The organism is Streptomyces sp. NPDC000151 (genome assembly GCF_040301705.1).
In the GTDB taxonomy this organism is placed as follows: domain Bacteria; phylum Actinomycetota; class Actinomycetes; order Streptomycetales; family Streptomycetaceae; genus Streptomyces.
On sequence record NZ_JBEPFC010000004.1, the window covers coordinates 63,324 to 82,217 of the forward strand.

The following is an 18,894-nucleotide window of genomic DNA, read 5'->3' on the forward strand; positions in this document are numbered from 1 at the left end:
GAGGGTGGGCAGTGTGGCGCGAGACCGGCTGTACCCCGAGCCGACGGGCGAGGTGCGCATGAGTCTGTCACTGCGTTTCGCCGCGGGATCCCACAAGGGCATGATCCGGGAAGGCAACGAGGACTCCGGATACGCCGGCCCCCGCCTGCTCGCCATCGCCGACGGCATGGGCGGCCAGGCCGCCGGCGAGGTCGCCTCCTCCGAGGTCATCTCCACACTCGTCCAGCTCGACGACGACGTGCCCGGCTCGGACATCCTCACCTCGCTCGGCACGGCCGTGCAGCGCGCCAACGACCAGCTGCGCGTCATGGTCGAGGAGGACCCGCAGCTGGAGGGCATGGGCACGACCCTGACCGCCCTGCTGTGGACCGGGCAGCGGCTCGGCCTCGTGCACGTCGGCGACTCGCGCGCCTACCTGCTGCGCGACGGCGTGCTGACGCAGATCACGCAGGACCACACCTGGGTGCAGCGGCTGGTCGACGAGGGCCGCATCACCGAGGAAGAGGCCACCACGCACCCGCAGCGGTCGCTGCTGATGCGCGCGCTGGGCAGCGGTGACCACGTCGAGCCCGACCTCTCCATCAGAGAAGTGCGAGCCGGGGACCGGTACCTCATCTGCTCGGACGGGCTGTCGGGGGTGGTGAGCCACCAGACGATGGAGGACACCCTCGCCAGTTACCAGGGCCCGCACGAGACCGTGCAGGAGCTGATCCAGCTCGCGCTGCGCGGCGGCGGCCCGGACAACATCACCTGCATCGTGGCCGACGTACTGAACGTCGACGACACCGACACCCTCGCCGGGCAGCTCAACGACACCCCGGTGATCGTCGGCGCGGTCGCGGAGAACCAGCACCAGTACGACGACGGCGCCATGCAGACCCCGGCGGGCCGCGCGGCCGAGCTGGGCCGCGGCGGGCGCGGCGACGTGCCCCCGCAGCCGGCCGGCGGCTTCGGCCCGCCCGGGAGCGGCGGCGCGGAGACGGTGCCGCCGCAGGGCGCGTACGGCGCGTTCGTCGACGAGGACTACGCGCAGCCGCGGCGCCGCGGCCGGTGGCTCAAGCCGACGCTGATCGTCGCGCTGTGCCTGGCCGTGGTCGGCGGCGGACTGTACGCGGGGTACCGCTGGACGCAGTCCCAGTACTTCGTGGGTGCCAAGAGCGGGCATGTGGCCCTGTACCAGGGCATCAGCCAGGACCTGGCGTGGTTCTCCATGAACAAGATCGACCAGGACCACCCCGAGATCGAACTCAAGTACCTGCCCGCCTACCAGCGCAAGCAGGTCGAGGAGACGATCGCGGTCGACAGCCGGAACCAGGCTCTGGCCAAGGTCGGCGAGCTCGGCCAGCAGGCCGGCGCGTGCAAGTCCCTGCAGCAGCGGGAGGCCGCGGAGCGCGAGGCGGCCCGCAAGAAGAGCGAACGCCAGGCCGGCGGCACCGCCGGTACGAAGCCGGGCGCGACCGCCACGCCGAGCTCCACGGCCGGACCGGGCAGCGCGACGAGCAGCGCGAGCCCCACTCCCACGCCGTCCACCAGCAACTCCCCCTCAGCGGAGCAGCAGCGGCTGGAAAAGAATTGCAGCACCCAGCAGTGAGGGCGTAGGGGGCCGTTGATCTCATGAGCAGTACCAGTAACACCACCACCATCGGGACGATCGGAGCCCCGAGCCGCCGGAACACTGAACTGGCGCTGCTCGTCTTCGCCGTGATCATCCCGGTGTTCGCCTACATCAACGTCGGGCTCGCCAAGGAGGACACGGTTCCCGCCGGCGTGCTCGGCTACGCCCTGGGCCTCGGCCTGCTGGCAGGCGTCGCGCACCTGGTCGTGCGGAAGTGGGCCCCGTACGCGGACCCGCTGATGCTGCCGATCTCCACGCTGCTGAACGGGCTGGGCCTGGTGTTCATCTGGCGCCTGGACCAGGAGCCGCAGATCACCACGCCGCAGCTGGGCGGGGCGATGGCGCCGGGACAGCTGATGTGGTCCACGCTCGGCGTGGCGCTGTTCCTGGGCGTACTGATCTTCCTCAAGGACCACCGCGTCCTGCAGCGCTACACCTACATCTCGATGGTGGCGGCGCTGGTCCTGCTGATCCTGCCGGTGTTCTTCCCGGCCCGCTTCGGTGCCCGCATCTGGATCACCATCCCGGGCGTGGGCTCGCTGCAGCCGGGCGAGTTCGCGAAGATCATCATCGCGATCTTCTTCGCCGGGTACCTGATGGTGAAGCGGGACGCGCTGGCGCTGGCCAGCCGCCGCTTCATGGGCCTGTACCTGCCGCGCGGCCGTGACCTCGGCCCGATCCTGGTCATCTGGGCGCTGAGCCTGATGATCCTGGTCTTCGAGACCGACCTCGGTACGTCGCTGCTGTTCTTCGGCCTCTTCGTGATCATGCTGTACGTCGCGACGGAGCGGACCAGCTGGATCGTCTTCGGCCTGCTGCTCAGCGGCGCCGGCGCGGTCGCGGTGGCCACCTTCGAGCACCACGTGCAGACCCGTGTGCACAACTGGCTCAACCCCCTGGAACTGCTGAACGGCGGCGTCACCGAGACCGCGCAGGCGATGTACTCCTTCGGCTCCGGCGGCATCCTCGGGTCGGGCCTCGGGCAGGGTTACTCGCGCCTCATCGGCGGTATCGCGCCGAAGAGCGACTACATCCTCGCCACTGTCGGCGAGGAGCTGGGCCTGGCCGGTCTGATGGCGATCATGCTGCTGTACGGCCTGCTGATCGAGCGCGGCATCCGTACGGCGCTGGCCGCCCGCGACCCGTTCGGCAAGCTGCTGGCCGTCGGCCTGTCCGGCGCCTTCGCGCTGCAGGTCTTCGTCGTCGCCGGCGGTGTGACCGGGCTGATCCCGCTGACCGGTATGACGATGCCGTTCCTGGCACAGGGCGGTTCCTCCGTCATCGCCAACTGGGCGCTGGTCGCCATCCTGCTCCGGATCAGCGACACCGCGCGCCGCCCGGCCCCGGCCCCCGCTCCCTCCACCGACGCCGAGATGACCCAGGTGGTCCGACCGTGAACAAGCCCCTGCGCCGGGTCGCGATCTTCTGCGGCCTGCTCGTCCTCGCCCTGCTCGTCCGCGTCAACTGGGTGCAGTTCGTCCAGGCCGACGAACTCAAGAACGATTCCCACAACCGCCGGGTGGCCATCGAGCGGTACAGCATCCCGCGCGGCAACATCATCGTCGGCGACAAGCCGGTGACGGGCTCGACCACCACGGACAGCGGCGACTTCAAGTACAAGCGGACCTACAAGGACGGCCCCATGTGGGCGCCGGTCACCGGGTACGCCTCGCAGGCGTTCGACGCGAACCAGCTGGAGAAGCTGTACGACCCGATCCTCACGGGCACCGACGACAAGCTCTTCTTCAGCCGCACGGTGGACATGTTCACCGGCGAGAAGCAGCAGGGCGGTGACGTCGTCACGACCCTGGACGCCAAGGCCCAGAAGGCCGCCTTCGACGGGCTCGGCAAGCAGAAGGGCGCGGTCGCGGCCGTCAACCCGGAGACCGGCGCGATCCTGGCGCTGGCCTCCACCCCGTCCTACGACCCGTCCAGCTTCTCCGGGATGAGCGACAAGGACGCCAAGTCGTACAACGGGCTGCTGAAGGCGAACAACCCCGACGACCCGATGCTGAACCGTGCGCTGCGCCAGACCTACCCGCCCGGCTCCACCTTCAAGGTGGTCACCGCGGCCGCGGCGCTGGAGAACGGCCTCTACACGGACATCGACGCGAAGACGGACTCGCCGCTGCCCTATTACCTGCCGGACACCGCGCACCAGCCGCTGAACAACGAAGGCAACATCCCCTGCAAGGACGCCAGCCTCCGTGAGGCGCTGCGCGTGTCCTGCAACAGCGTCTTCGGCAAGATCAGCGCCGACCTCGGCAACAAGAAGATGATCGAGGAAGCCGACAAGTTCGGCTTCAACAAGGAACACTTCACGCCGGTCCGCGCGGACGCCAGCATCTACCCCAAGGACAACCGGCCGCAGAACGCCATGGCCGGCATCGGCCAGGCGTCCAACCGCGCCACGCCGCTGCAGATGGCCATGGTCGCCTCGGCCGTCGCCAACGGCGGCACGCTGATGAAGCCGTACATGGTCGACAAGCTGGTCGCGCCGAACCTCAACGTCATCCAGCAGCAGCAGCCGGAGAAGCTCAGCGAGCCCCTGAAGCCGGAGAACGCGCAGAAGCTGCAGGAGATGATGGAGACGGTCGTGAAGACCGGTACCGGCACCACGGCGCAGATCCCGGGCGTCACGGTCGGCGGCAAGACCGGCACGGCCCAGCACGGCGAGAACAACAAGGACAACCCGTACGCCTGGTTCATCTCCTACGCCAAGACCGACAAGGGCACCCCGGTGGCCGTCGCCGTGGTCATCGAGGGCGGCGACACGCTGCGCGGCGACATCGCCGGCGGCAAGCTGGCCGCTCCCATCGCCAAGCGGGTCATGGAGGCGGTACTCGACGGCAACAAGTGACTGCGGTCACGCCCATACCGGTCGCATATCAGGTGGCGGCCGCGGCCGGGCCGCGTCAGGCGTGCCGGGTACGGTATGCCCGAACAGCACACCGCCGGACCACACACAGGTGCGGTCGGGATCGACGGAGAGGGCTGGAGTAGCTATGGAAGAGCCGCGTCGCCTCGGCGGCCGGTACGAGCTGGGCTCGGTGCTCGGCCGCGGCGGCATGGCCGAGGTCTACCTCGCCCATGACACCCGTCTGGGGCGCACCGTCGCTGTGAAGACGCTGCGCGTGGACCTCGCCCGCGATCCGTCGTTCCAGGCCCGGTTCCGCCGGGAGGCCCAGTCGGCCGCCTCGCTGAACCATCCGTCCATCGTCGCGGTCTACGACACCGGCGAGGACTACGTCGATGGCGTCTCGATCCCGTACATCGTGATGGAGTACGTCGACGGCTCCACGCTGCGTGAGCTGCTGCACTCCGGTCGCAAGCTGCTGCCCGAGCGGTCCCTGGAGATGACCATCGGCGTGCTCCAGGCGCTGGAGTACTCGCACCGGGCCGGCATCGTCCACCGCGACATCAAGCCCGCGAACGTCATGCTGACCCGCAACGGCCAGGTCAAGGTCATGGACTTCGGCATCGCCCGCGCGATGGGTGACGCCGGGATGACCATGACGCAGACCGCCGCGGTGATCGGTACCGCGCAGTACCTCTCCCCGGAGCAGGCCAAGGGCGAGACCGTCGACGCCCGCTCCGACCTGTACTCCACCGGCTGCCTGCTGTACGAGCTGCTGACCGTGCGGCCGCCGTTCATCGGTGACTCACCGGTCGCGGTCGCCTACCAGCACGTACGGGAGGAGCCGCAGAAGCCCAGCAACTTCGATGCCGAGATCACGCCCGAGATGGACGCGATCGTGCTGAAGGCGCTGGTCAAGGACCCGGACTACCGCTATCAGTCGGCGGACGAGATGCGCGCCGACATCGAGGCGGCGCTGGACGGGCAGCCGGTCGCGGCCACCGCGGGGCTCGGCGCCGTCGGCTACGACCAGGACCAGCCCACGGCGATGCTGCGGCCGCAGGACCCGGCGGGCGCCACGTCCATGCTGCCGCCGGTCAACCCGGATGACGGCGCTTACGGCTACGACGAGCGCCCGGACCGGCGCCGCGGCCAGAAGAAGAACCGCACCTCCACGATCCTGCTGATCCTGGCGGCGGTCCTGGTACTGATCGGCGCGATCTTCATCGGCAAGGCGATGTTCAGCGGCAACAAGACCAATGGGGACTTCGATGTGCCCAGCCTGGTCGGCAAGACCCTCTCGGAGGCGAAGGAAGCGGGCCGCAACGGCGACTTCGAGGTCGTCAGGGGCGGCAGCAAGACCTGCGACAACGCCAAGAAGGGGCAGGTCACCAAGCAGAACCCGAAGCCCCCGGCGACCATCGGGAAGGGCGACACGGTCACGGTCACGATGTGCACCGGGCCGGCCAAGGTCACCGTGCCGGACGTGCTCGGTTACACCTTCGACAAGGCCAAGTCGATCCTGGAGAACAAGGGCTTCACGGACATCCAGCAGACGACGGAGGAGTCCGACCAGACCCCCGGTCACGTCATCAAGCAGGACCCGGCGGGGCAGGGCGAGGCCGCCAAGGACTCGACGATCACCCTGACCGTCGCGGCCGCGAAGCCGAAGACCTCGGTGCCCGACGTCACCAACAAGCCCTTCGACCAGGCGCAGAAGCAGCTCACCGACCTGGGCTTCAAGGTGACCCGCACCGACCAGGAGTCGGACCAGCCGGCCGACACCGTGCTGTCGCAGGACCCGGCCGGCGGCAGCCAGGCCGAGAACGGCGCCACGATCACCCTGACCGTCGCCAAGGCGGCCGAGAAGGTCCAGGTCCCCGACCTGGCCAACCAGAAGCTCAAGGACGCCAAGAAGTCCCTGACCGACCTGGGCCTCGCGGTCGGCAACATCACCGGGCCGCAGGACGACGACGCGACCGTCGTGGTCTCCGACCCGGTGGCCGGCACGGAGGTCGCCAAGAACACGCCCGTCAACCTCACGACGATGCCCGGCAACAACGGGAACAGCGGCGGGGACGACGGCGGCTTCTTCGGCGGCGTCGGCGGCTGGGGCCGCAACAAGCACTGATCCAGCGGCAGCCGGCACACGAAGAGGGCCCGGGGCACAATGCCCCGGGCCCTCTCGCGTACGCCTGCGGACTAGCGCAGTTCCTTCGGCGGGGTGCGGTCGGCGTCCACCTTCTCGGTGCGGACCAGCTCGCCCCACACGATGTAGCGGTAGCTGGAGGTGTAGACCGGCGTGCAGGTCGTGAGGGTGATGTAGCGGCCCGGCTTGCTCTTGCCGGACTCCTTGGGGGTCTTCTCCAGCACGCCGACGTCGTACTTGGAGGTCTCCGGCAGCGTCGCGAAGACCTTGTAGACGTACCAGGTGTGCTGCGACTCGTAGACGACCGCGTCGCCCTTCTTCAGCTTGTCGATGTTGTGGAACTTGGCGCCGTGCCCGTCGCGGTGCGCGGCGAGCGTGAAGTTCCCCTTCTTGTCCTGCGGCAGCGCGGACTTCACGGGGTCGGTGTAGTAGCCGGCCACCCCGTCGTTGAGCACCTTGCTGCTGGTGCCCTTCTTGACCAGCACCTCGCCGTTCTTCATCGCGGGGACATGCAGGAAGCCGATGCCGTCCTTGGTGTCCAGCTCCTTGCGCTCCGGGCCCTTGGACTCGGACCAGTGCTGCCGCACCCGGTCACCCTGGTGGTGCGCCGCACGGTCGGCGAGGACGTTGGTCCACCACAGCGAGTAGGCGACGAAGAGGCCCATGACCACGCCGGCCGTGATCAGCAGCTCGCCGATGACGCTGACGACCGCGGCGATCCGGCGCCGCGCCCTCCGCGGCGGGGCCGAAGGCGGCGTGCTGGACGTCACGGACGCCTCGGTGTCCTCGACGCCGCGAGCGTCCGCGTCCTGTCCGGTGGCAGTCACCGCGTGATACCCCCTGATGATGCTCAGCTGACGAGCGCATCCGGCTTGCCCTTGCTCCGCGGCCGCTCCTCGACCATCTTGCCCCACACGATCATCCGGTAGGTACTGGTGAACTCGGGGGTGCACGTGGTCAGCGTGATGTACCGGCCGGGACCTGTGAAGCCGGAGCCGGGCGGCACCGGGCCGATCACCCCGGTATTGGAGGGCGAGGTCTGCGGGAGGATGCTCTCCATCTCGTACGTGTAGAAGCGGCTGCGCGTCTCCACGACGATCTTGTCGCCCTTCACCAGCCGGTTGATGTACCGGAACGGCTCGCCGTGGGTGTTGCGGTGGCCCGCGACCGCGAAGTTCCCCGTCTTGTCCCAGGGCATCGCCGTCTTCAGCTTGCCCTCGCCGTAGTGGCCGACCATGCCGTGGTCCAGGACGTCGGGCTTGCTGATGCCCTCGGCGATGGGAACCTTCACGTCGAGCTTCGGGATGTACATGATCGCGAAGCCCTGGCCGGGCGAGAACGCGCCCGCCGCGCGCTTGTCGTCCTCGCTGCCGTCCTTGTCCCACTGCTGCTGGAGGTTGCTGGCCGCGCCGCCCGCCTGGTTGTGCGCCAGGATGTTGGTCCACCACAGCTGGTAGGCGACGAACAGCAGCATCAGCACGCCGAGCGTGATGAACGCCTCGCCGGTCACCCGGCTGACGACGACGCCGACGCTCTCCTTGCGGGCGCGTGCGGCCCGCCGTGCGGCGACCCGCGAGGTCGGCACGGGCTCGGGGGCGGCCTCCGCGGCCGGAGCGGGCCGGCGGGCGCGCTTGCCGCCCCGTTTGGCGGCCGCCTGTGCCGCTCTGCGCCGCGCGGCGCGTCCGCCGGGGGCCGGAGGCGCTGTTTCACGTGAAACAGCGCTCTCGGGCCGTTTCACGGCCTTCGCGTCCGCCTGCCGCAGCGCCATCGTCTCGTCGTCGGCGGGCAGGGACGGCACGGCCGGGGCGATGAGTGTCTCGGCCGCCGCGAGCGCCGCCTCGCTGTACGCACCCGGGTCCTCCTGGGAGTACGCGTACGTCCCGGCCTGTTCATAGGCCGAGAACTGCGGATAGACCGCGGTCGGTTCGTACCCGGCGGCCGGATCCTCGTACCGCGGCTGATCGTAGTACCGCTGGTGCGCTTGGCCGCTGTACTGCTGGTGCGCCTGCTCGTTCCGGCCGGGCAGGGGGTCCGTCAGGGGGTCGCCGAGCTGCCCGACGGCCGCCTCGAACGCGTCGGAGTCGTCGTACGGATCATGAGGTCCGTACGACGACGTGCCTTCGCGCTCGGGGCGGAGTGCGGTCACGCGCCGGCCTTGCCGACCACGGGGGCAAGCCCCGTCGAACGCTCCACCGCTCCCTCGTCACCGCACTCGACCAGCCAGTTGGCGAGCATTCCGTGGCCCCACTCCGTCAGCACCGACTCCGGGTGGAACTGCACGCCCTCCACCCGCAGTTCGCGGTGGCGCACGCCCATCACCAGGCCGGTCTCCGTCCAGGCGGTGACCTCCAGCTCGTCCGGCAGGGTGTCCCGCTCGACCGACAGGGAGTGGTACCGGGTGGCCGTGAACGGCGTGGGCAGCCCCTGGAAGACGCCCTTGTGCTCGTGCGTGACCAGCGACGTCTTGCCGTGCAGCAGCTCGGGGGCGCGGCCCACGACACCGCCGTACGCCACCGCCATCGACTGCATGCCCAGGCACACGCCGAAGACCGGCACGTCGGTGTCCGCGCAGTGCCGCACCATGTCGATGCAGACACCGGCCTGCTCGGGCGCGCCCGGCCCCGGCGAGAGCAGGACGCCGTCGAAGCCGTCCTGTGCGTGCCCCGGCTCCACCTCGTCGTTCCGCCGCACCTCGCACTCGGCACCGAGCTGGTAGAGGTACTGGACGAGGTTGAAGACGAAGCTGTCGTAGTTGTCGACGACGAGGATCTTCGCGCTCATCGGACGGCCTCCATTCCCTGATCCACCGTGACGTCGTTGAAGGGGAGCAGCGGCTCCGCCCACGGAAAGACGTACTGGAAGAGCAGGAAGACGATCGCCAGCGCGAGCACGAGCGAGATGAGTGCCTTCACCCACACGTTGCCCGGCAGATGCCGCCAGATCCAGCCGTACATGCTGTCCCTACTTGCCGATGCCATTGGTCATTTGCCCCACCAGAGTACGGGGCGAGTCCTTGCCGTGTGGCTCAGCTGGGCAATGCCGGCGGCCGTCCCGCGGCCACGGGCGAGGTGGCGTCCAGGTGCGCCCAGGCGATCAGCCGGTGGCTGTGTCCCCACTCCGGCTCGCAGGTCGTCAGGGTGAGGTAACGGCCGGGGCCGTCGTAGCCGGATGTGCGCGGTACGGGGTCGAGGACCCCGATGTCGCTCGGGAGGGTCCGGTAGGGGCGCTTGTCGATGCGGTACGTGAACCACGTCGTGCCGTCGCTGATCACGACCGCGTCGCCGGGCCGCAGCCGCGGGAAGTCCTTGAAGGGGTCGCCGTAGGTGCGGCGGTGGCCCGCGACGGCGAAATTGCCGGTCGCGCCGAGGCGTGCGGTACGGGCGTAGTGGCCGAGGCCCTTCTGCAGGGTGCCGGTGGCGGTGCCCTCCAGGACGGGCTTGGCCCAGTCGCGGCCGAAGCGCGGGATGTACATGACGGCGAAGGACTGGCCGTCCCGGTACGCGGGCTGCGGGGGCGGCGCTTCCGGCGCCTGCTCGCCGCCTCCGGACGCAGGCGGCGCGGGCGCGGCGGCGGGCCCGGCGGACCAGCTCTCCTGGAGCTTGCCCAGCTCCCCGTCCATGGCGCTGTCGGCCCGTACGCCGGTCCAGTACAGGACGTAGACGACGAAGAGCACGATCAGCGTGCCGACGGTGACGCAGAGCTCGCTGAACGTCCTGACGATCAGCCGCACCGTCATCTCCGGGCCCGCCCTCCTGCGCGCCCCCGCGCGCTACGGCTTCACAGGCTGTGCGTAGTGGAGATCCACTGTGCCGGAGTAGCCGGGCAGAGTCATCGTCCCGTGCGGCTCGACTTTCCAGCCGAGGCCGTAGGCGTCGACGTACTGGAGGTAGTTCTGGATGGCGGGCGAGGCGTTCAGGGAGTCGGTCAGCGCCTGGCGGTCGCCCACGGCGGTGACGGTGTAGGGCGGGGAGTAGACCCGGCCCTGGAGGATCAGGGTGTTACCGACGCAGCGGACCGCGCTGGTGGAGATCAGCCGCTGGTCCATGACCTTGATGCCCTTGGCGCCGCCCTGCCACAGCGCGTTGACCACGGCCTGCAGGTCCTGCTGGTGGATGACCAGGTCGTTGGGCTGCGGCTCGGGCACGCCGGGGATCTGGGCGGTGGCGTTGGGCGGGGCGTCGGTGAGGGTGACGGCCAGGCCCTGGCCCGTCACCTTCTTCGTGCCGGCGTTCTTCTCCAGCGCCTGCACCCTGGCCTTGTCGGCGTCGGTGCTGCCGCTGTCCTTGCCGGCGAGGCGGTCGACGTCCGAGCGCAGCGAGGCGTTCCGCTCGTCCCGGACCTTGTTCTTCTGGCTGTGATCCTGGATGAGGTCCGACAGCCGCAGCATGGAGTCGTCCGAGCGCAGGTTCGTGCCGCGCGCGGTGTCGAAGCTGATCCAGAAGAGCAGGCCGGCCAGCGCGAAGACGGCGAGCGTCAACAGGCGTACGGGGCGCAGCCGCAAACGAGAGCGGCGGCCGGGGGAGTCAGCGGAATTGCTCAACGTACCCTTACTCCTTACGACGCCGCGGAAGCACTACGCTAACGGACGCCCCGGGGGGAGCACCCGATCCCCGACCCTCCCGCCGGTGCCGGCCTTTGTACATCCGCGCGGTTACGCAGCGCATCGACAGGAGAGTTCCTCGTGCCGAAGTCACGGATCCGCAAGAAGGACGACTTCACGCCGCCGCCGTCGGCGAAGCAGACCAGTTCGATCAAACTGAACTCAGGGCGGGGCTGGGTCGCGCCGCTGATGCTGGCGATGTTCCTGATCGGGCTGGCGTGGATCGTGTGCTTCTACGTGACCGAGGGTGACCTGCCCGTCAAGGCGATGGGAAACTGGAACATCGTGGCCGGCTTCGGCTTCATCGCGGTGGGCTTCGGCGTCTCCACGCAGTGGAAGTAGCGCCCCCAGCGCAGTCCTGAGCGGGCCCTGAGCGCAGCCCCGAGCGCAAGCTGTACCCAAGACCATCCACACGGTTATCCACAGCCGGGGAAAACTTCAGAAGATCTGTGGATAACCCCTGTGGGGTTGACGCCGGTCACACCGGCGGCGGATGCCGCCGGTGGCCCGCACCACCGCGTTGTACTGGGGAAACGTCCCTGCAGCGGCCCCCCTTGCCGGGATTCTGCACGGTGCGCACAGGGGCCGACACGAGCTGTGGACAAGTGAACGGCCGATCACTCCGGACGGGTGTCCGGGTGGGTCGGCCGGGAGTCCTGTGGCTCCTGTGGGTGATGAGTGGGCTCCACGGCCGGGAGACCCCGAGGGCTCGGCCGCACGAGGCCCACCGGTACGGCGGCCGTCAGCCGGTGAGCTGGAGGGTGCGGACCCCTACCACCGCGACGATCACCAGGAGTGCCAGTACGCAGGCCGCGGCCTGTACGGCGGTCCGGCGGCCGCGTGGCGCGTGCACCATGGCGTACGTCACCGCGGCGCCCACGACCAGGCCGCCCACGTGTGCCTGCCAGGCGATGTTCGGCCACAGGAACGTGAAGGCGAGGTTCAGGCCGAGCAGGATCAGTACCGGCTTCATGTCGTAGTTCAGCCGGCGCAGCAGCACCGCCGTGGCGCCCAGCAGCCCGAAGACCGCGCCGGACGCGCCCAGCGACGGCTGGTTCTGCGCGGCGAGCAGGTACGACAGGGCGCTGCCGCCGAGCCCGGCGAGGAAGTACAGCGCGAGGAACCTGACCCGGCCGAGCGCCGCCTCCAGCGGCGGCCCCAGCCACCACAGCGAGAGCATGTTGAACGCGATGTGCATGGGCTGCTGGTGCAGGAACATCGCGGTGATCAGGCGGTACCACTCGCCGTGCGCGACGCCGACCACGTGCAGCGCGCCGGGGTCGAAGGCCGATCCGACCAGGTCCAGCGCGTTGACGAACGGGTCACCGAAGCGCAGCACCGCGAGGAAGATCGCGACGTTGACACCGATGAGGATCTTGGTGAGCAGCCGCGGGTCGGCGGTGAGCGCACCGCCGGCGACCGTACGCGGGCGGCTCGCGCCCGGCGCGTGGCCGGTCCCGCTGCCGCCGCGTACGCACTCCGGGCAGTGGAAGCCGACCGAGGCGCTGACCATGCACTCCGGACAGATGGGCCGCTCACAACGGGCGCAGCTGATGCCGGTGGCCCGGTCGGGATGGCGGTAGCAGCCCGGCGAACCGTTTCCGCCCGCCGCCGGATCGTTTCCGCCGTGGGCGTCCTGCGGTCCCTGCGGATTGCCTGGCGCCTGCTCCATCGCTTCCCCTCGTCCTCAATGGCGCACGGCCCTGACACGCTGCGCGCCCCGCCTGGTCTACGACCGGGCGGGGCGTCATGGTTCCACGCCGCCCGCGACCGGTCGCGGGCAGGGGTGACCGGACGGGGCCGGCGCACCCGTACGGAGAAGCCTTCCGTACGGCGGGACTCAGCGGGTCTCGATGACGACCTGCTCGATGACCACGTCGTTCACCGGACGGTCGGTGCGCGGGTTGGTCTGGGTGGCCGCGATGGCGTCCACGACCTTCTTGCTCGCGTCGTTGGTGACCTCACCGAAGATGGTGTGCTTGCCGGTCAGCCACGCGGTCGGGGCCACGGTGATGAAGAACTGCGAGCCGTTGGTGCCCGGGCCGGCGTTGGCCATGGCCAGCAGGTACGGCCGGTCGAAGGCGAGGTCCGGGTGGAACTCGTCGGCGAACTCGTAGCCCGGACCACCGGTGCCGTTGCCCAGCGGGTCGCCGCCCTGGAGCATGAAGCCGCTGATCACCCGGTGGAAGACGGTGCCGTCGTACAGCTTGTCCGTGGACTTCTGTCCGGTCGCCGGGTTGATCCACTCCCGCTCGCCCTTGGCGAGTTCGACGAAGTTCTTGACCGTCTTCGGGGCATGGTTCGGCAGGAGCCGAAGTTCGATGTCGCCCTGGTTGGTCTTCAGGGTGGCGTAGAGCTGCTCAGCCACGATCTACCTTCCATAAGTCTTCACTGACGGTTCCCGATCCTCGCACGAACGGGCGCGCCCGTCCCCCGCCGACCACCTCATGCCCGGCGTTCGCACTGATTTCCCACCTCTGGGGGGTTTTCGCCGCCGGTCAGCGGGGACCCGTACATTCCGGTCCGGCCGGCAGCCGTGCGTCCGTGCCGGCCGGACCGACGACAACCGCAGACCGGACCGACGGCGAGCGCAGACAGGGGGCGAGAAACCGCCGAATCCCGATACCGCGGCCGGAAGCCGCCGAAGCGGCGCGCGCCGCGCCGAACCGTGGCATTGTCATCACAAGGCGCCCGAAGTCCGCATTGACCCGGATGCCCGCCAGCACATGCCTTACGTCCGCCGCGCAGGCATGATCTGCAAGCGGGCGGAGAGGCGTATTGCAGACGTGGGCAAGCGCCCCCGAGCCCGGACACGCCACCGATGAGGAGGATCCCGTGACCCGCAAGGACAGCGTGCGCGCCGCGACGGCCAAGGACAGCGTGCGGCACGCCGCGGAGGTGGTGGCTCCGTATGCCGGCACGGCCAAGGACACCGCCGTGCACTTCACGCACGAGGCGCGCACCAAACTGGCCCCCAAGGTGACCGAGGCCGCCCATCAGGCCCGTCAGCAGTACGATGCCCGGCTGCAGCCACGCCTGGAGCACGCCCGCGGCGCCCTGCCCCCGAAGGTGGACGCCGCCGCGACCAAGGCCGCCGCCCGTACGCGTAAGGCCGCCCGGCAGGCCACCGACTACACCGCGCCGCGTGTGGAGAAGGCCGTACGCAGCGCCCGTGCCGCCGCCGAGCCCGCCCGCGAGGAAGCGATGCTGCGCGGGGCCGCGGCCGTGGCGGCGCTGCGCGGCCAGGTCACCGCCGCCGAGATCGACAAGCTCGCCAGGAAGCACCGCCGCCGGGCCCGGACCGGCAAGGCCCTCAAGCGCGTCACGTTGCTCGGCATCCTCGCCGGCGGCGCCTTCGCCGCATGGAAGTGGTGGGACAAGCAGGCCAACCCCGACTGGCTGGTCGAGCCGCCCGCCGCCACCGAGGTCGGCGAGCGCACCCCGCTCAGCGCCGTGGACGGCAGCCCCGGCGCGGTCCTGGACCCCGAGGTACAGGCCAAGCAGGCGGAGTCCGAGGCGGACGAACGCGACGGCGGCCGCGCGTAGGAGCCACCGCACCACGGAACAGTCGCACCGCCGCGGCACGACCGCATCGCCGTAGAACAACCGCACAGCAGAACGCCCCCCGAGCGCTTTCCGCAGCTCGGGGGGCTTTTGCGTGCGCCCGTGGGCGAGCGCGGTGCACGGCCAACTCCCCTGAGCGGCACCGGCTTTCGTCACCGCGACCGATTGACGCCTCGGCATTCACCTGTAATGTTCCGCTGACATGTAAAAGAGTGGTGCTACGCGAGTAAGGGGCTGCAGTCGGTGAAGAAGAGACAGTCGGTCACGGTCACCGTCAAAGTGGCGAGCTGGAGCGCGGCCCACCCCTGGCGGGCCATCGTGGGGTGGTTACTTTTCGTCGTGATCTGCCTCGGCGCGTCCGCCGTCGTCGGCACCCACAGCGCCACGACCGAGGACTACCGGGTCGGCAAGGCCGGCCGGGCGGAGGCGATGGCCACCGAGGGCGGCCTGCAGCGCCGGCCGGTCGAGCAGATCGTCATCGACTCCCCGGCCGGCTCACTGGACCGCGCGGCGGCCCGCGCGGCGGCCGACGACGCCGCCGCGCGGATGCGGAAGCTGCCGCAGGTCGACCGGGTCGAGCATCCGGTCGTCGCCGAGAACGGCGAGGTCCTCATGGTCCAGGTGGTCATGAAGGGCGAGGAGCTCGCCGCGCGCAAGCACGTCGACCCGCTGATCGCGCAGACCGCGGCCGTGCAGCAGAGCCACTCCGGCGTACGGGTCCGGGAGACCGGCGGCCCCTCCATGAGCAAGGGGCTCGACCAGCAGCGCGCCGACGACCTCGCGTTCTCCGAGCTGCTCACCCTGCCGGTCACGGTCATCACCCTGTTGATCGCCTTCGGCTCGGTGATCGCGGCCGGCGTGCCCGTCCTGCTCGCGCTCTCCTCGATCGCCGCCGCGATGGGCCTCTCCGCGCTGGCGTCGCACGTGCTCCCGGACGCCGGCGTCGGCAACAACATCATCCTGCTGATCGGCATGGCCGTCGGCGTGGACTACTCGCTCTTCTACCTCAAGCGGGACCGCGAGGAGCGGGCCCGCGCGGGCGGCGCACTCGGCTCGCAGGCCGTCGTCGAGCTCGCCGCCGCGACCGCCGGCCGGGCCATCGTGGTGTCCGGCCTCGCGGTCATCGTCTCGACCGCGACCCTCTACCTCGCCACCGACGTCATCTTCTCCTCGCTGGCCACCGGCACCGTCATCGTCGTGCTCGTCGCCATGGCCAGTTCGCTGACCGTACTGCCCGCCCTGCTGGCCAAGCTCGGCGCCCGCACGGAACGCCGTACGGCCCGCCGCTCGGCGCAGGGCAGGCGGACCCGGGAGCGCGGCGGCACCGGCAGGGTGTGGCACACCCTGCTGCGGCCGGCCACCCGGCGCCCCGCGCTCACCCTGGTCGTGTCGGTGCTCCTCATGCTGGGCCTGGCGGCGCCCGCGCTCGGCCTGAAGCTGAGCGTGCTGGGCAAGGACACCTTCTCCCGCGACATCCCCGCGGTGCGGACCTATGACCGGCTGACCGCCGCCTTCCCGGAGCTGCTGGTCCGGCACCAGATCGTGGTGCGTGCCGACGCCGGCCGCTCGGCGCAGGTGACACGGGCGCTGGCGGACCTCCGGCGGCGCGCGCAGGCCGATCCGTTGTTCGCCGCGGACGCCGGATCCGGTCCGGTCACCTCCGGCGACCACCGGATCAGCAGCCTGACGCTATCCGTACCGTTCAGGCCCAGCTCCTCACAGGCGCTCGACTCGCTCGACCACATCCGTGCGGACTACCTGCCCGGGACCGTCGGCCGGGTGCCCGGCGCCGAGGCGTACGTCACCGGCGACGTCGCCCGCGACGCCGACTATCTCGACCACCAGAACTCCAAGCTGCCGCTCGTCGTGGGCTTCCTGCTGCTGGTGACGTTCGCGGTGACGGTCATGGCGTTCCGCTCGGTGGTGATCGGCCTGATCGGCATCGCGCTCAACCTGCTCTCCGCTGCCGCCGCCTTCGGCCTGCTGGTCGTGGTATTCCAGGGCGACTGGGCGCAGCACCTCCTGGACTTCCACGCGGCCGGTGCGATCGGGTCCCGGGTGCCGCTGTTCCTGTTCGTCATCCTCTTCGGGCTGTCGATGGACTACCAGGTCTTCGTCGTCAGCCGGATCCGGGAGACGGCGCTGCGCGGAGTGGACACCCGTAAGGCCGTACTGGACGGGATCGGCAGCTCCGCAGGCGTCGTGACCAGCGCCGCGATCGTCATGGTCACCGTCTTCGCCGGCTTCGTCTTCCTCAACCTGGTCGAGATGAAGCAGATGGGCTTCAGCCTCGCCGTCGCGGTCCTGCTGGACGCCTTCGTCGTCCGCATCATGATCCTGCCGTCGGTGCTGACCCTGCTCGGCGGGGCGAGCTGGTGGCCGTCCCGCACGATGCGCAGGGCGCAGGCACGCTCGACCGGAGCGGCTGGTTCCCCGGTACGTGGGGGCCCTCAGCCGGCCGCCTCGCCCGTGCCGCCGTTGTAGAGGTGGAGCGGGCCGGTACGGGCGGAGGGCCGCCTGCGCAACGGGCGCGGGCGGCCCGGCGGGCGCCTGGTCACTCGATTCTGCGCAGCATGTCGTCGATCGAGCCCACCCGGACCTTCAGCTCGGCCAGCTCGGCCCGCAGGGCCTCCTGCCGGGCCACGGCTTCTTCGGCGAGCTTGCGGTACGCGGCCATGGCCACGGCGTCGGCGCGGTGGCGCTGCAGCCTGAAGTGCGCCATCACCGCCGCCGTGATCCCCCCGACGACGATCAAGACGATAGCGATGGCGACGATGGCGCCGGTCATGTGCGAGTCCCCCTCATTGACGTCCTAGCCTTCCGTGTCGGCAGGCCCTTCCGCCTCGCGTGCCTGTTCCTCGTCCGCCTGCAGGGCGTCCAGGATGGTCTGCACATTGAGGCGCAGTTCGAACGGAGCCAGCTCGAAGTACTTCAACGCCTTGCCGTCGTCGGACAGTTCGAGCTGACCGACGACCAGGCCCGCCTTCTCCAGGCGTTCGAGATGCATGTAGAGCAGGGGGCGGGACATGCCCAGCTGCCGGGCCAGTTCACTCACGTACATCCGGCCGCCGGCGAGTCCCGCGATGGCCCGGAGCCGCTGTGCGTGGCCGACCGCGGCGAGGAAGGTCAGGAGTTCTTCGCTGTTCAAGGTCCACCCCCGAAGCTCCGACCGCTCTGCATGTAAGTGAAAGCTTTCACATGGCGGGAAAGGGTGTCAATCCATGGCGGACGCGGACGCGGAAGGTGCCGCGGGGCAGCGGCGAGCACTGGTCACCCCGGCAACGAAAAAAGGCCACCCGGCCAGCGTTTCCGCAGGTCGGATGACCTTTTGAGAGTGGAGCCTAGGGGAGTCGAACCCCTGACATCTGCCATGCAAAGACAGCGCTCTACCAACTGAGCTAAGGCCCCGTCGCGCACCAGAGTACCCGGTGCCCGCTCGCTTTCCCGACCGGGTATCGCTCCGGGCGGTCGCTCTCCGTAGGATGCTTCGCGAGATTCGCGGCAGCGAAGCGAAGGGGAGACGCCATGGATGCAGCACAGCAGGAAGCCACCGCGCGCGCTCGGGAGCTGCAGCGCAGCTGGTACGGAGAGCCGCTGGGGGCGCTCTTCCGTCGTCTCATCGACGATCTCGGGCTCAATCAGGCCCGCCTCGCCGCTGTGCTCGGCCTTTCGGCGCCCATGCTGTCGCAGCTGATGAGCGGCCAGCGCGCCAAGATCGGCAACCCGGCCGTGGTCCAGCGCGTACAGGCCCTCCAGGAGCTGTCGAGCCAGGTCGCCGACGGCAGCGTGTCGGCGGCCGAGGCCACCGACCGGATGGACGAGATCAAGAAGACGGCGGGCGGTTCGGTGCTGAACAACACCACGCAGACGGCCACCACGGGCGCCACCACCGTGCGTCGCGTCGTGCGCGAGATCCAGTCGCTGCTGCGGTCGGTCGCGGCGGCCGGCGACATCATCGAGGCCGCGGACACCCTCTCCGCCACCCATCCCGAACTGGCAGAGTTCTTGCGGGTCTACGGTGCCGGCCGGACCGCCGACGCGGTGGCCCATTACGAAGCGCACCAGAACTAGATAGGCAGACAGCTTGTCGAGGGAGCGGACGCGGCGCC

The 18,894-nt window shown here is 69.9% G+C and carries 18 protein-coding genes and 1 tRNA gene; 8 read left to right on the forward strand and 11 right to left on the reverse strand.

The features are described from left to right. Positions 1-58 precede the first annotated feature (58 nt). From ABT381_RS02655 to pknB, 4 genes are all read left to right on the forward strand, one after another. On the forward strand, positions 59-1,591 hold the full coding sequence (locus ABT381_RS02655; RefSeq protein WP_351586822.1) for a PP2C family protein-serine/threonine phosphatase: 1,533 nt from the start codon (positions 59-61) through the stop codon (positions 1,589-1,591). Positions 1,592-1,614: 23 nt separating this feature from the next. Further along, complete coding sequence (locus ABT381_RS02660) at positions 1,615-3,012, forward strand: FtsW/RodA/SpoVE family cell cycle protein (protein WP_351586824.1); 1,398 nt, start codon at positions 1,615-1,617, stop codon at positions 3,010-3,012. Further along, a complete protein-coding gene (locus tag ABT381_RS02665) occupies positions 3,009-4,475 on the forward strand; it encodes a peptidoglycan D,D-transpeptidase FtsI family protein (protein ID WP_351586826.1) in 1,467 nt (488 codons plus the stop codon). Before ABT381_RS02660 ends, ABT381_RS02665 begins: the two co-directional genes overlap by 4 nt. Positions 4,476-4,620: 145 nt before the next feature. Continuing rightward, positions 4,621-6,603 (forward strand): Stk1 family PASTA domain-containing Ser/Thr kinase, encoded by a 1,983-nt coding sequence (gene pknB / locus ABT381_RS02670; protein WP_351586828.1) that lies wholly within the window; start codon positions 4,621-4,623, stop codon positions 6,601-6,603. A 71-nt stretch (positions 6,604-6,674) separates the two neighbouring features. On the opposite strand, the gene ABT381_RS02675 is transcribed toward pknB, so the two are convergent. From ABT381_RS02675 to ABT381_RS02700, 6 genes are all read right to left on the reverse strand, one after another. Beyond that, positions 6,675-7,448 (reverse strand): class E sortase, encoded by a 774-nt coding sequence (locus ABT381_RS02675; RefSeq protein WP_467753981.1) that lies wholly within the window; start codon positions 7,446-7,448, stop codon positions 6,675-6,677. A gap of 23 nt (positions 7,449-7,471) precedes the next feature. Next, a complete protein-coding gene (locus tag ABT381_RS02680; RefSeq protein ID WP_351586830.1) occupies positions 7,472-8,767 on the reverse strand; it encodes a class E sortase in 1,296 nt (431 codons plus the stop codon). Further along, positions 8,764-9,402: an aminodeoxychorismate/anthranilate synthase component II gene (locus ABT381_RS02685; RefSeq protein ID WP_351586832.1), complete on the reverse strand. Its 639-nt coding sequence runs from the start codon at positions 9,400-9,402 to the stop codon at positions 8,764-8,766. Before ABT381_RS02685 ends, ABT381_RS02680 begins: the two co-directional genes overlap by 4 nt. After that, the gene (locus ABT381_RS02690) at positions 9,399-9,575 is read right to left on the reverse strand and encodes a hypothetical protein (RefSeq protein ID WP_351586834.1); all 177 of its coding nucleotides are present in this window, start codon (positions 9,573-9,575) and stop codon (positions 9,399-9,401) included. The genes ABT381_RS02685 and ABT381_RS02690 overlap by 4 nt, the downstream gene beginning before the upstream one ends. 71 nt (positions 9,576-9,646) lie before the next feature. After that, positions 9,647-10,357, reverse strand: coding sequence for a class E sortase (locus ABT381_RS02695; protein ID WP_351586836.1), 711 nt, complete (start codon positions 10,355-10,357; stop codon positions 9,647-9,649). 33 nt (positions 10,358-10,390) lie between these two features. Further along, complete coding sequence (locus tag ABT381_RS02700) at positions 10,391-11,161, reverse strand: DUF881 domain-containing protein (RefSeq protein ID WP_351586838.1); 771 nt, start codon at positions 11,159-11,161, stop codon at positions 10,391-10,393. A gap of 141 nt (positions 11,162-11,302) precedes the next feature. Here ABT381_RS02700 and crgA point away from each other — a divergent pair, with 141 nt between their 5' ends. After that, positions 11,303-11,563: a cell division protein CrgA gene (crgA, locus tag ABT381_RS02705; protein WP_351586840.1), complete on the forward strand. Its 261-nt coding sequence runs from the start codon at positions 11,303-11,305 to the stop codon at positions 11,561-11,563. A gap of 400 nt (positions 11,564-11,963) precedes the next feature. On the opposite strand, the gene ABT381_RS02710 is transcribed toward crgA, so the two are convergent. Together ABT381_RS02710 and ABT381_RS02715 are read right to left on the reverse strand one after the other, a co-directional pair. After that, on the reverse strand, positions 11,964-12,893 hold the full coding sequence (locus tag ABT381_RS02710) for a rhomboid family intramembrane serine protease (RefSeq protein WP_351586842.1): 930 nt from the start codon (positions 12,891-12,893) through the stop codon (positions 11,964-11,966). Between the two features lie 168 nt (positions 12,894-13,061). Beyond that, positions 13,062-13,589 carry a peptidylprolyl isomerase gene (locus ABT381_RS02715; RefSeq protein ID WP_351586844.1) on the reverse strand — a complete coding sequence of 176 codons (528 nt, stop codon included), beginning with the start codon at positions 13,587-13,589 and terminating at the stop codon, positions 13,062-13,064. 467 nt (positions 13,590-14,056) lie between these two features. Between ABT381_RS02715 and ABT381_RS02720 the strand changes: the two genes are divergently transcribed. Together ABT381_RS02720 and ABT381_RS02725 are read left to right on the forward strand one after the other, a co-directional pair. Further along, positions 14,057-14,767, forward strand: coding sequence for a DUF5324 family protein (locus tag ABT381_RS02720; protein ID WP_351586846.1), 711 nt, complete (start codon positions 14,057-14,059; stop codon positions 14,765-14,767). A gap of 261 nt (positions 14,768-15,028) precedes the next feature. Continuing rightward, positions 15,029-17,269 carry an MMPL family transporter gene (locus ABT381_RS02725; protein ID WP_351586848.1) on the forward strand — a complete coding sequence of 747 codons (2,241 nt, stop codon included), beginning with the start codon at positions 15,029-15,031 and terminating at the stop codon, positions 17,267-17,269. 70 nt (positions 17,270-17,339) lie between these two features. Here the strand turns inward: ABT381_RS02725 and ABT381_RS02730 are convergent, their stop codons facing one another. The 3 genes from ABT381_RS02730 to ABT381_RS02740 all read right to left on the reverse strand — a co-directional run bounded on the left by ABT381_RS02730 (position 17,340) and on the right by ABT381_RS02740 (position 18,193). After that, on the reverse strand, positions 17,340-17,573 hold the full coding sequence (locus ABT381_RS02730; protein WP_351586850.1) for a hypothetical protein: 234 nt from the start codon (positions 17,571-17,573) through the stop codon (positions 17,340-17,342). 24 nt (positions 17,574-17,597) lie between these two features. Next, complete coding sequence (locus tag ABT381_RS02735; protein WP_351586852.1) at positions 17,598-17,933, reverse strand: ArsR/SmtB family transcription factor; 336 nt, start codon at positions 17,931-17,933, stop codon at positions 17,598-17,600. A gap of 187 nt (positions 17,934-18,120) precedes the next feature. Beyond that, a tRNA-Ala gene (locus ABT381_RS02740) sits at positions 18,121-18,193 on the reverse strand. A 117-nt stretch (positions 18,194-18,310) separates the two neighbouring features. On the opposite strand from ABT381_RS02740, the gene ABT381_RS02745 reads away from it, so the two are divergent. Beyond that, positions 18,311-18,856: a helix-turn-helix domain-containing protein gene (locus ABT381_RS02745; protein ID WP_351586854.1), complete on the forward strand. Its 546-nt coding sequence runs from the start codon at positions 18,311-18,313 to the stop codon at positions 18,854-18,856. The last annotated feature ends 38 nt before the right edge of the window (positions 18,857-18,894 follow it).